We start from the raw sequence: 12,396 nt of genomic DNA, 5'->3' as shown, positions 1-12,396 counted from the left end.
GTAAAACGCGTAACGCCGTCTCGTCGTGCGTCCGTGCAGAACAGCGGGCCGTCCCAATCAACCCAATGCCTTTTCATAGATCACATATTCGCGATTGACCTTGCTTTTGATCGTATCGGCGATGGCCACCATCCCCTGATTGTCTTCAAGCACCCAACCCAGTTCGCCGCGAGTGGATTCAAACTTGCCGATCGCCTCTACCCGGATCGCTTCGATCATCATGAAGGCCAGTTGCCCCGCCATCCGTGTGCCGTGTAATTCTTTCAGCACACCCATAAGCGGCACGCGCATCCCCGCGCCGCGCGGATGGCGAAGCCAGCGCAGCATATGCACCCAGCCGAACGGGAACAGCTTGCCCCGGATTTTGGCCAAGGCATCATTCACATCGGGCCATGTCAGCATGAAGGCCACGGGCCGACCATCGATCTCGACGATGACGTTCAGTTCTTCGTGGATGATCGCGCGCAGTTTCTTGCCGGCATAGGCGACTTCGGCCGGGGTGAACGGGACAAAGCCCCAATTGTCCGACCAGGCATCGTTGAGGATCGCCAGAATGATCGCGACCTCTTCATCCCAGCGGCTTTTGTCGACCCGGCGCAGACGGATACGCGAATTGCGCTGGCCTGCCTGAACCAGCCGTTCGACAAGCGGGCCAAACCCGTGTGTGATGTCGAGATCGTAGGTGTACAGCGTCTTGGCGCGGACAAAGCCGGCCGCTTCGATCCACCCGGCATAATGCGCCGGATGATGGCCCATCATCATCATCGGCTTATGACCCTGGCCGCGAACCAGCAGACCGGGCTCTTCCCAAATCGACAGCGAGATCGGGCCAAGCATCCGCATCATGCCTTCACCTGCCAGCCAGGCTTCGGCGGCAGAAAGCAGCGCACGCGCCACGGTTGCATCTTCGGCATCGAAATAGCCGAAAAACCCGGTGCCGGGGCCAAACCCCTGACTGGCCGGCATCGCGAGCGCCAGTTCGTCGATATGCGCGGAAATCCGCCCGACCGGGACGCCTGCGCGTGTGGCGATAAACAACTGCACCCGCGCATGACCAAAGAAAGGGTTCTTGGCCGGGTCTATCAGTTCGATCTGTTCAGACCGGATCTGGGGAACGAAATGCTCCAGCCGATCAGAAAAAGCGCGGCCCAGATCGACGAAAGCCGCCCGTCCGCGCTTGTCGGTGACTGGCTCGATCTCTATCTCTGCCTTGCGGCGCGCCACATCCGTCACGGGGCCATCCTCGTATTTGTGATAAATCAAGGTGTCTGTGTCGCGCCGAAGCCATTGACGCAAGGCTATCGATCACTGTCACCAACAACCCGCGTTTGGCGCAGCTCTCAAATTGCAGTAGAGCGAGCCTCAGGATTTGCCGATTATGACCATGCATCAGACCATTCCCCCTCGGCCGCAAAAGGCCACTCGCGCGCAGTTCATGTCTGCCGACGATAAGGCGATGTTGCGCGCCGCACGCGATCTGACCAAGGGGTTGGGTGTAGCAAAGCCTGCGATTTACTGGGCCGATATGCTGGTATCGGCGGGTATTGGCTATGTAGGGATTGCGACTGCGATCCTTTCAACCAACCTTGCCGTGCAGGTTGTGGCCGGGCTCATTGCGGCGTTGGCGATGTACCGCGCGCTGATGTTCATTCACGAACTGACCCATATTCATCGTGACGCGCTGCCCGGTTTTCGCACGGGGTGGAACCTGTTGGTCGGCATTCCGCTGTTGACGCCCAGTTTCATGTACGAAGGCGTCCATACCATTCATCACAAGCGTACGCAGTATGGTACGGTGGAAGACCCCGAATATCTGCCGCTGGCCCTGATGAAGCCGTGGAGCCTGCCGCTGTTCGTGCTGGTCGCACTGCTGGCACCCGTGGCGCTGCTTGTGCGGTTTGGCGTACTGTACCCACTCGGGCTGATTATCCCGGCCGTCCGCACCTTCACGTGGGAGCGGTTCTCCGCCCTGTCGATCAACCCTGTGTTCCGCCGCAAGGCCCCCGAAGGCGAGTTCATCGGACGGGTGCGCTGGCAGCAGGCAGGTGCAAGCCTGTGGGCGGTCATGCTGATCGGAAGCATTTTCGTGATCGGCTGGAAGCCGCTGGCGACGGCGCTTGCCGTGCTATCGCTGACAGCCTTGCTCAACCAGCTGCGCACACTGGTGGCTCACCTGTGGGAGAACGAAGGCGAAGCGATGACGGTGACGGCGCAGTTCCTTGATTCGGTCAACGTGCCGCCGCCGGGTCTGGTGGCAGAAATCTGGGCGCCGGTTGGTTTGCGTTACCATGCGCTGCACCATTTGATGCCGTCGATGCCCTATCATGATCTTCCCGAAGCGCACCGCAGGCTGGCACGCGAACTGGGTGTGGGATCGACCTATGAAGGCGCAAACCACCCGGGTTTGATGGTGCTGGTCGGCCGGATCGCGCGCAGCACGATGGGCCGGCGTGCCTGAGACTGTCCCCGGCTAACCTAGAAACCGGATCATCGCGCATCGGCCAATTGGTGGCGGGCCTCCATCGGCTGCGTATGCCATTTCCGCTGCCAAGTGCGGATGAGCATCGGATTCTGAAAGTTTCTCAAAACCCAGCCGGGTAAAAAAGGGCGTATTTCCGTTCAAATTCCGCAGCGTGGTCAGGGTGAGCGCTCTGAACCCGGTGTTGCGCGCATCGATCATCGCGGCGCGCATCAGTCCGGCTCCGATCCCACGTTGCTGGAACGCGGGGACGACTGATATATTGCAGATATGAAGTTCGCGGCGATAGGGTTCGGCCACCAGGAATCCGGCCATCACCTCATCCACATGCGCGGCGAGGCTGTGACCCCTTCGGATCAAACGGGCATAGTCAGGCAGCGTACCGATCTGACGGCCTGCGATGCCGAATTCGCCCGCAACCCCTGCTATCGCTGCCCGGTGAATGTCGGGCATGTTTTCGGCATCGGTGGGCCGTGCGAGACGTAGCGACCACGCACCCCGGCTCATTCCTCTGTCCGTACCAGAACGGTTTCACCCAGCAGCAGGAACAGGAAGAAGGGCGCCCACGCAGCGAGGAACGGGGGGTAGCCGCCAAAACTGCCCATTGCCAAAGCCGCATTATCGACCACGAAATAAGCAAAGCCCAGCGCCATGCCGATGATGGCGCGCACGAACAATTGTCCTGACCGTGCAAGACCGAAAGCTGCAATCGAACCCAGCAACGGCATCAACAGCGCCGAAAGCGGGCCTGACAGACGGTGCCACCATTTGGCGCGCATTTCATCGGTATTCCGGCCCGCAGCAGCATAGGCATCGATACTGTCACTTAGCTCCCAGAAACTCTGTGCATCCGGATCGATTGATTGCAGCATGATGCGATCAGGGGTCAGGCCCTGACCCACCACCAGCGAAGCGGGGCGGTCTGTCATGGCACCTGCCACATCGAAACGTTCGGGGTTCTCAAGCTGCCAGCCGGGCCCAGCATATGTCGCTTGCCGGCTGCGGATCTGTTCGCGAATGATCCCACCGGGTGCCCGGGCATACCAGGTGACGCCGCGCAGCACGATGCTCTCCCCCGTACCTGTCAATGTTGATGCGGTGAGGATGTCGTTTCCATCCGTTAGATACAGGCTAGAACGCATCCCGCCTGTTTCGGGTGGGGGGATCGGGCCATATTCGGCAGCTTCCCACGCCTTCAAGGTTGCATTGGCCCGCGTAACGACCCGCTCGTTGAAGGCGAAACTGCCCGCAGCGACCAGCGCGGCGGTCAGCAGCAACGGCGCAAGCACTTGATGGGCCGAAAGCCCTGCGGCCTTCATTGCCACGACTTCGCTGTTCTGATTGAGCGTCACCAGCGTAATGAGCGTCGCCAGCAGTACCGAATAGGGCAGGAAGCGCGACGCCAGCTGCGGCAGACGAAGCCCGGCATATTGCAGAATTTCCCCCTGACCATTGCCCGGAACCGCCAGGATACTGCCTGTCGCCGACAGCAGATCGAGCGCCAGCAAGACCAGCACCAGCATGACGAGCACCGCAAGGATGCGCACCACGAACATCTTGGCCAGGTACACCGTCAACGTGCGCGAAGGGAAGAAGTCGAACTGCATGTCCTGGCTACACCGCCGCAGCAGGCGCAGGGCCAGAGGCAAGCGGGCGGCGCCTTTTGAACAGGCTGCCAATTCGTTTGGATATTTTGGCGAACGCCATTTCCAACGCCCCGATGGCCTGTCCGCCAGGGACGTAGGCGACCCGGTAATACATCCACAAGATAAGACCGGCAAACAACACAAAGGGCAACCAGAACGCGAAGATAGGGTCAAGCCGGCCAAGAGAGGCGACATCTTCGCCGTATTGGTTGATCTTGTGATAGGCCACCACCATCACGATCGACACAAAGACACCCAAGGCACTGGTTGACCGCTTGGGCGGTATGGCAAGGGCCACCGCCAGCAACGGCATCAGAAACATCATCAGGATTTCCACCAGCCGGAAGTTGAAGCTGGCAACGCTGGCATCGCGCTCGTTGGGTTCACTGTCCCGGCTCCAACCCATTCTGAGAAGTTCGGGCAGGATATATTCGCGCGTCGCATCTCCGCGTGCGCGGAATTGTTCGATTGCGGGCAAATCGATCGGCAGATCGTGGCGGCTGAAGCTGAGCACCCGCGGGGTCTGACCATCTCCGGTTTTCATGCCCGTATCCTGGATGATTGTGCCTTCGGTCAGCCGCAGGATAATCGTATCCGGATTATCGCTGGTGGACAGGAACGAGCCTTCGCGTGCCGAAATTGACAGCACCTGCCCTTTGGCGTTGGCGACGCGGGCGAAGATTCCGATCAGGCGGCGCCCTTCATCCTCGCTCTCCTCGATGCGCAAGGCCATGCGGTCTGCAATCGTGGTGAATTCGCCAACCTTGATCGACGCGCCGAGCGCGCCCGAGCGAAGGTCATATTCCATCTGTTCGTAATAATAGCGGCTGATCGGCTGAATGTAGAACACCAGCGCGATATTAAGCGCGACCATCACCAGCGTAATCAGATAGGGCATTCTGAGCAGGCGGTTGTACGACAGCCCGACCGCGCGCATCGTATCGAGTTCCGACGATGTCGCAAGCTTGCGAAACGCCAGCAGCACACCCAGCAAAAGGCCCAGCGGAATCGCAAGGCTGGCATATTCGGGTATGAGCGCGCCCAGCATCTTGAACACTACGTCAACCGGCCCGCCTTCGACCGCGACGAAATCGAACAATCGCAACATTTTGTCGAGCGTCAGCAGCGATGCTGCCAGCGCGAACACGCCCAGCATCGGCACGATAACCAGCCGCAGGATGTAGCGGTCAATGCTGGGGATCAGGTTGAACAAGAGAGGCTTTCTGACGTTTGTTGCAAGGCCATAGCGCCCCCACGCCGCTGCGTCATGCCCCCAATTGGGCAAGGCCTGACGCCAGAGGAAGTTTTACCAGAAACGGCTTCCCGGAACGCCCTTGAACGGCCCGGCTTCGCGCGATGTGATCCATCCGCCGTAAAATCCGCCGGGCTGTGGTATGATCTGTTCACCGTCGATGGTCACGCGATCAAAATGCGTGGCGTAAAAGGCGATGTGGTTCTTGATCCCTGCAAAGTTCGGCTTTGGCGAAGGATAACTCCAGCCTGCCGCAGCCAGGGTTTCGTTCCCCACCACTACATCCCAATAGACCGCCTGTCCTTTCCATTCGCAGATGGTGCGGCCCGGATGCGGCGCAAGATGGCCCATCGCGATGTCGGATTGCGGAATGTGATAGGTCGGAGGGTGGCTCGTTTCCAGCGTACGCCAAGCCAAGCGGGTGTCCGCCAGTACCACATCCCTGTGGACGATGCGGATATGGCGGTCAGTTAGTTCGGCAGTTGGCGGGCGCGGGTAATCCCAGACGCTTTCCTGACCGGGGCCAATTGGATCGGGTTCAGGATGATGCGGCTGACGCATTAACGTCCCGACCGCTTCATTATGCCTTTTCCAGCGTGCATTGCAGCGGATGCTGGTTCTGGCGAGCGAAGTCCATCACTTGATTGACTTTGGTTTCGGCGACTTCGTAGGTGAAGATCCCGCATACCCCGACTCCGCGTTGATGAACGTGCAGCATCACTCGGGTGGCCTGCTCCAGATCCATGCTGAAAAACCGTTTCAGGACGAGCACCACGAATTCCATCGGGGTGTAATCATCGTTCAGCATCAGCACTTTGTACTGGCTCGGTTTCTTGGGCTTTGCGCGGGTTTTGGTGGCAATGCCGACCTGACCCTGATCATCGGAATCCTTGCCATCATTATCATCGGCTGCGCGCACAGCGCGAACAAGCGGATCGGGCAGCTCGTCCGAAGCGGCGAGGGGATGGGATGGCGCATGCGGCATGTCCCTTCATTATGGGAAAGCAGCGTACGTGTGCAAGCGGTTGGTGCGATTCATTTGCTGCAAAACATGCTGGCTTGCATGCACAGAAAAGGCCGAGCAAGCGGTGCTTGCTCGGCCCGGCGCCTTTCGGCGCGCTTTCGTGAACCGGGTTTGGGAGAGAGAGGAGAGGCCCGGCTCAGAAACTGGCTGCTTACGCGGCGGTCTTGATCTTTTCTGCGGCAACGCTGACGCGGTTCGAAATCGGCGCAAAGGCTTCGTTGTACAGCTTGACCCATGCTTCGGTGCGCTTGGAGCCGTAGGACACCATCGCATCGAAATTGCGACGGACGATATCGCCCTGGAGCTGCATCAGTTCGGTGGGCGACTTCACAGCTGCAACCTTGCGGGCGTCTTCAGTCACGGTTTCAAGCACGGTCTTGCCGGTTTCGATATTGTCCTTGAGCAGTTCCTGCGCACCGGCAAAGAAAATCTTGCCGCTTTCGACAACAGCTTCGACATTGGCCTTGGTGAATTCGGTGGCTTCCGAAGCCAGTACGGTGCCCTTGGCAGCGACGGTCTTGGCGCGGGTCTGAACGTCAGACATCACGTCCTTGGCGGTATCGGCGAATTCGGTGTTGTTGGCAGTGGCCATGATGGTGTCCTTGAGTTTGATGATGGGGTTGGTCTTCGGTGCGGCGGAAGGCATTCCCGACATCGGTTCAGCTTCCGGCGCCAGTGCCGTCTTCTTCGCAGCGGCCGCCTTCTTGGCGGGCTTGGCAACAATCTTTTTCGCGTCCGCCGATTTGATGTCGGAGGACGCCTTATTGGCTGCGACGAATGCCTTCGGAGCCGAAGCCATCTTCACACCCGGAGAAGCGGGGGTCATGCCCTGCGTAGCCGCGATCTGCGCTTTGGGCGCTTCGATCACTTTTGCAGCTGCATCAGCAATCGCCTTTTTGGCGGCGGCATCGATCTTGGAGACCGGTGCCTTCGATGATGCGGCGTTGTTGTCGGCTTCAGACATGATGACCTCGTTTCATGTTGCACTGCACAAAATAGGCAAAGTCAATCTGAAGTCAAGGACTTTTGTGCACTGCACAAAAATATCATGATGTGCAATTTCCGCAGGTTGCAGAGAGGTGTCCGGTGCGCTTGCAGTGCAAAAAGGAGTCAGCGGGTTTTCACATAACGTCCCGGTGCATCTTCAATCACAGGGTCGCCCGCAGCGCCCGGCACACGTTTCCCGGTAGCGGGCACGCGCAAATCTGACTGCCGGTGAAGCCATTCGATCCAATGCGGCCACCAGCTCCCCGGATGCTCCACTGCGCTTTCTACAAAAGCCTTGAGAGAGGGGGCGTGACTGTCACCTACCCAATATTGGTACTTGCCCGCCGCCGGTGGATTGACGACGCCCGCGATATGTCCTGAACCTGCCAGCAGGAATTCCATCGGTCCGGTAAAGTGCCGGGTTATGCGCCACACGCTTTCGGCGGGTGCAATATGATCTTCGCGGCCAGCCTGCACGAAGCTGGGCGTTGAAACTTTGGTCAGATCGATCGGCGTGCCATCTGCTTCCAGCGCATCGGGCACCACCAGTTTGTTGTCGCGGTACAGATCGCGAAGGTAGGCGTTGTGCCATTTGGAAGGCAGGTTGGTGACATCCCCATTCCAGTGGAGCAGATCGAACGCAGGGTAATCTTCGCCCATCATGTAGTTGTTGACCACATAGTTCCAGATCAGATCGCGGCCACGCAGCGCATTGAATGCCGCTGCCAGATAGCGCCCGTCTAGGTAGCCATGCGGCGACAACTGCCCGATCATTTCCATCTGACCATCATCGATGAAATTCTTCAGATCGCCGCTCTTTTCGAAATCGACCTGCGCGGTGAAGAAAGTCGCGCTCTTCACCTTGTCGGCTTCGCCCCGGCGGCTCAGGATCGCAAGCGTCGCAGCAAGCGTCGTACCGGCGACGCAATAGCCGATCGTATGGACCGCGGGCACTTCCAGGCGGTCGCGAACATGGTCAATCGCTTGCATCTGCGCCCGAATGTAATCGTCCCAGACCACGTCGGCCATGTTTTCATCAGCCGACTTCCAACTGACTACGAAGACCGTAAGCCCCTGATCCACCGCCCATTTGATGAAGCTTTTCTTCGGCGTCAGGTCGAGGATATAGAATCGATTGATCCACGGCGGGAAGATGATCAACGGCACCTCCAGCACATCCTCGGTCGATGGGCTGTACTGGATCAGCTGGAAGATCGGCGTTTCGTGAACCACCTTGCCGGGCGTTGCTGCAAGGTTTTCGCCAAGCCGGAAAGCGTCGGGATCGGTGTGAGTCAGCTGTCCGCGCTTCATGTCGTTGACCAGATGCTGCATCCCGCGCACCAGATTGGCGCCCTTGGTCTCTATCGTGCGCTTCATCACCACAGGATTGAGCGCGATGAAATTGTCGGGGCTCATCGCTTCAGCCAGCGCGCTTACAGCAAATTCAAGCTGTTGGCGCTTGACCCGGTCAAGCCCTTCCATCTGCCGCACGCTTGACCGGAAATAATCAGCCAGCATCAAGTAGGTCTGATGCAGCAGGATGAAGGCCGGATGTTCGCGCCAGGCCGGATCGGCAAAGCGCCGGTCGTTTCTGGGCAGATCGGCAGCCTGCGGCACTTCGGCCATCTTGCCGCCGCTCGCACCCGACGCGAAGCTTTGCATCATGCCGGACCACAGTTGCATCTGATCCTGCGCCATCTTCGCCGAGGCCTCGAACATGCCCTTGGGCATCTGTCCCAGCATCGATTGCGAAATCATCATCCATTGTGCCGGGTCAAGCATCAGGCTGCCCTTGGCGGCTTTTTCAGCGGCGCCGTGTGCCTGATGGCTCGCAAAATCGAGCCACAATTGCTGGAGCTGGGTTGCGGTCGCGCTCCATTCCGCCAGGTCGCCCGCGTCCATTCCCTTCATCGGCAGGGATTCAAAACCCTTGCCCGACAGCATTTCGCGCATGGCCTCGTTCTGCATGTCGAAAAAGCCTTTCAGCCCTTCGCCTGCCGCCGCCATCAGGTCGGTATCCTGTGCCATCGCTTCAAACTGTCCTTTTGCTAACGCACTGTCATACCAGCGTCGTCCATCTGTCCAAGCTGCAAATCACCGAAAACGCCTTTCCACCATCCGCGGCTTTGTCCTAGGGAGGGGGCGCGGCGGGTATCTTCAGAGTTGCCGAAGACAGGGTGATGACACACGATGAATGACCAGTTTTATCGCATGAAGCGGATGCCGCCGTACGTGATCGCGGAAGTGAACGCCATGCGTCATGCGGCCCGGCTGGGCGGACAGGACATCATCGACCTCGGCATGGGCAATCCCGATCAGCCCCCGCCCAAGCACGTCATCGACAAATTGTGCGAAGTGGCCGCCAAGCCCGATGCGCACGGTTATTCGCAATCCAAGGGCATCCCGGGCCTGCGCCGAGCTCAGGCAGCCTATTACGCCCGACGTTTCGGGGTCGACCTTGATCCCGATACCGAAGTAGTGGTGACGATGGGATCGAAGGAGGGACTGTCTAGTCTTGCCACCGCGATCATCGCGCCGGGGGATGTGGTGTTGGCGCCAAACCCCAGTTACCCGATTCATACCTTTGGCTTCATCATTGCAGGCGCCACGATCCGTTCGGTGCCTGTGACGCCTGATGCGTATTACTGGGAATCGCTGGACCGGGCGATGAACTTTACCGTGCCGCGACCCAGCGTTCTCGTAGTGAGCTACCCTTCCAACCCCACATCGGAGATCGTTGATCTTGCTTTTTACGAAAAGCTGGTTGCGTGGGCGAAGGATAATCAGGTCTGGGTGATCAGCGACCTTGCCTATTCCGAACTCTATTTTGACGGCAAGCCGACCCCTTCGATCATGCAAGTGCCCGGGGCAAAGGATGTTGCGATTGAATTTACGTCCATGTCCAAGACCTATTCGATGGCAGGCTGGCGGATGGGCTTTGCGGTGGGCAACAAGCAGTTGATCGCAGCACTGACACGGGTGAAATCCTATCTCGATTATGGCGCCTTTACGCCTGTGCAGGCCGCCGCCTGCGCGGCGCTGAATGGACCGCAGGATATCATCGAAACCAACCGCGCCCTGTATCACAAACGGCGCGACGTGATGGTCGAAGCATTCGGGCGCGCCGGCTGGGACATCCCCGCGCCGCCCGCGTCAATGTTTGCTTGGGCACCGCTTCCACCCGCGCTCAAGTCCATGGGCAGTCTTGAATTTTCCAAGCAACTGCTGACCGAAGCGCAGGTCGCGGTCGCGCCCGGCGTTGGCTATGGCGAAAACGGTGAAGGTTTCGTGCGGATAGCGATGGTAGAAAACGAGCAACGGCTGCGGCAAGCAGCGCGGAACATCAAACGTTATTTGCAATCAAAAGGCGTCAACAGCCCCGCGGCGTGACACGAACACGAACCGAATGCTTGCTCACTTTCAAAGCTTTTTCCTCCAAAATGGAAGAAATTTTGTCCGAATTGCGATAGTTTATGTGCAAAATGCACCGGATAGCTGAAGGAGAGACAGATGACGTCCGGAGCCGCACGGCGGCTGACCGACAGGCAGCGGGCCGTAATGGAACGCATCGACCGGCGCGTACCGATCAAGGTGATCGCGCAGGATCTCGGGGTGTCGGAAACCCGCATCAACCAACATATTCGCGCGCTGAAGGACTTTTACGAAGCTGGTAGCCTTGGCGACCTGGTCGATAACTATCGGGCTACGCTCACCCCGGAAGCCGCTGAAGCAGCGGTAGAAAACGACATCGGTATGTCTGCGGATGCAGATTTGCTGAAGCCCTTCAGCGAAACTGCATACAGTATTTCTCAGATTAACGGTTCGGCTGATCCCGGCGATCTCGGGCCTCGGGATGACCCGGGACAGCTTGTCCTCAGCGATGCGATGCCCCTGATCGAACAGGCGCCGTGGTTGAGACAAGGTGAACCCCGTGTTGTCCCCGGAGTGCTTGATGGGGAGCATGCCGTCTTGTTTCGCATGGGTGCGATCTTCGGAATTGCATCGGGTATCCTGGCTGCCGTCACCCTTGCGGTCGTGGCGGCGACGACGCTGAGCGAAGCGACAGATGGCAAGGCGAACTACTCCGCGGACCAAGGAGCAGAAGTCGGTTGAGCGCCGCCTTCACTGGAGACAACAAATGGAAGATCGTATTCTCGCCGATGCTTACAACCTCAAGAAGCTGATCCGCGAAGCCGAAGCGCTGGCGGATGAAGCAATCATCGCCATGGCACGCCTGAAACAGGCCATGCTTGCGGCCCGGCAGAACCCGGTCATCGAAGTCCACACCGGCCAGCGCGCGCTGGTGCGGCTGACCGAGGCGGAAAGCCAGGCCTTGTCGATGTCCACCAGCCTGCTGCGCGTTCATGATGAACTGAGCAAGGTTGCACACATCCACGCATCCGGCGATTCTGGCGTGCCGACCACCATTCCACCAGCCAATCTCGCCATGACGCCTTCCGAAGCCAAACGGGAGCGGCTTAGCGCCTGATCGCATGACCGACCTGATCGATCTGCTGAACACCTATCGGACCTTCGCCCAGCACCTGATAAGCATCGTTTTGGCGATAGCGATCTGGCGCTGGGGCGGGGGGCCCGAACGGTGGCTGATCGGCATCTTTCTCACCACGATGATGCTGCCGATGTATGTTGCCTGGGCGCTGGATCTGGGGGCCGTTGAAAGCGGGCCTTATGCGCCTGCCATCTTCATGCTCGATGTGTTGGCCGCGGTGCTTTATGTTGCGATCGCGCTGCACGCCAACCGGAACTATCCCATGTGGATCGCCGGTTTTCAGGTCGTGTCGGTCGTGGCTCATCTGGTCAAAGCGTTGGTGGCGGGCGTTTCCCCGCTGGCCTTTGCAATCCTTGTGATTGGCCCATCATACGGCGCTCTTGTGGTCTTGTTGATCGGATTTGTGCGCCACCGTGTACGCGAAAATCGGTTCGGCCCCTATCGCGAATGGCGTCTGACTTCGCCCAACCTGGGCTGGTTGCGTTTTTAATTTACGGG

14 protein-coding genes are annotated in these 12,396 nt (G+C 59.0%); 6 read left to right on the top strand and 8 right to left on the bottom strand.

The genetic code is table 11. The annotated features are described in order from the left end of the window. Positions 1–57: 57 nt before the first annotated feature. Positions 58–1,263, bottom strand: coding sequence for an N-acetyltransferase (locus SJY33_RS09490; protein WP_379922517.1), 1,206 nt, complete (start codon positions 1,261–1,263; stop codon positions 58–60). 115 nt (positions 1,264–1,378) lie between these two features. On the opposite strand from SJY33_RS09490, the gene SJY33_RS09485 reads away from it, so the two are divergent. Continuing rightward, a complete protein-coding gene (locus SJY33_RS09485; protein WP_379922516.1) occupies positions 1,379–2,458 on the top strand; it encodes a fatty acid desaturase family protein in 1,080 nt (359 codons plus the stop codon). 12 nt (positions 2,459–2,470) lie between these two features. On the opposite strand, the gene SJY33_RS09480 is transcribed toward SJY33_RS09485, so the two are convergent. The 6 genes from SJY33_RS09480 to SJY33_RS09455 form a co-directional block, all read right to left on the bottom strand. Beyond that, a complete protein-coding gene (locus tag SJY33_RS09480; protein WP_379922515.1) occupies positions 2,471–2,986 on the bottom strand; it encodes a GNAT family N-acetyltransferase in 516 nt (171 codons plus the stop codon). After that, complete coding sequence (lptG, locus tag SJY33_RS09475; RefSeq protein WP_379922514.1) at positions 2,983–4,086, bottom strand: LPS export ABC transporter permease LptG; 1,104 nt, start codon at positions 4,084–4,086, stop codon at positions 2,983–2,985. The genes SJY33_RS09480 and lptG overlap by 4 nt, the downstream gene beginning before the upstream one ends. A 7-nt stretch (positions 4,087–4,093) precedes the next feature. Further along, positions 4,094–5,338, bottom strand: coding sequence for an LptF/LptG family permease (locus SJY33_RS09470; RefSeq protein ID WP_379923562.1), 1,245 nt, complete (start codon positions 5,336–5,338; stop codon positions 4,094–4,096). Positions 5,339–5,431: 93 nt separating this feature from the next. Beyond that, complete coding sequence (locus tag SJY33_RS09465; protein WP_379922513.1) at positions 5,432–5,938, bottom strand: DUF427 domain-containing protein; 507 nt, start codon at positions 5,936–5,938, stop codon at positions 5,432–5,434. Between the two features lie 19 nt (positions 5,939–5,957). Next, the gene (clpS, locus tag SJY33_RS09460; protein ID WP_379922512.1) at positions 5,958–6,362 is read right to left on the bottom strand and encodes an ATP-dependent Clp protease adapter ClpS; all 405 of its coding nucleotides are present in this window, start codon (positions 6,360–6,362) and stop codon (positions 5,958–5,960) included. Between the two features lie 190 nt (positions 6,363–6,552). Further along, complete coding sequence (locus SJY33_RS09455) at positions 6,553–6,993, bottom strand: phasin family protein (protein WP_379922511.1); 441 nt, start codon at positions 6,991–6,993, stop codon at positions 6,553–6,555. On the opposite strand from SJY33_RS09455, the gene SJY33_RS09450 reads away from it, so the two are divergent. After that, complete coding sequence (locus tag SJY33_RS09450) at positions 6,992–7,453, top strand: hypothetical protein (RefSeq protein WP_379922510.1); 462 nt, start codon at positions 6,992–6,994, stop codon at positions 7,451–7,453. The two genes, SJY33_RS09455 and SJY33_RS09450, sit on opposite strands and share 2 nt — an antisense overlap. A 58-nt stretch (positions 7,454–7,511) precedes the next feature. Here the strand turns inward: SJY33_RS09450 and SJY33_RS09445 are convergent, their stop codons facing one another. Beyond that, positions 7,512–9,416: a PHA/PHB synthase family protein gene (locus tag SJY33_RS09445; protein WP_379922509.1), complete on the bottom strand. Its 1,905-nt coding sequence runs from the start codon at positions 9,414–9,416 to the stop codon at positions 7,512–7,514. Between the two features lie 162 nt (positions 9,417–9,578). Between SJY33_RS09445 and SJY33_RS09440 the strand changes: the two genes are divergently transcribed. From SJY33_RS09440 to SJY33_RS09425, 4 genes are all read left to right on the top strand, one after another. Then, positions 9,579–10,778: an LL-diaminopimelate aminotransferase gene (locus SJY33_RS09440; RefSeq protein ID WP_379922508.1), complete on the top strand. Its 1,200-nt coding sequence runs from the start codon at positions 9,579–9,581 to the stop codon at positions 10,776–10,778. A gap of 120 nt (positions 10,779–10,898) precedes the next feature. Beyond that, positions 10,899–11,501: a hypothetical protein gene (locus SJY33_RS09435; RefSeq protein ID WP_379922507.1), complete on the top strand. Its 603-nt coding sequence runs from the start codon at positions 10,899–10,901 to the stop codon at positions 11,499–11,501. A gap of 25 nt (positions 11,502–11,526) precedes the next feature. Next, positions 11,527–11,877, top strand: a complete 351-nt coding sequence (locus SJY33_RS09430) for a hypothetical protein (protein WP_379922506.1) — start codon at positions 11,527–11,529, stop codon at positions 11,875–11,877. A gap of 4 nt (positions 11,878–11,881) precedes the next feature. Further along, positions 11,882–12,388, top strand: coding sequence for a hypothetical protein (locus SJY33_RS09425; RefSeq protein WP_379922505.1), 507 nt, complete (start codon positions 11,882–11,884; stop codon positions 12,386–12,388). Positions 12,389–12,396: the final 8 nt, after the last annotated feature.

The organism is Erythrobacter sp. R86502, from assembly GCF_042466465.1.
Taxonomy (GTDB): Bacteria; Pseudomonadota; Alphaproteobacteria; order Sphingomonadales; family Sphingomonadaceae; genus Erythrobacter.
This window is presented reverse-complemented; position numbering and strand designations above follow the sequence as displayed.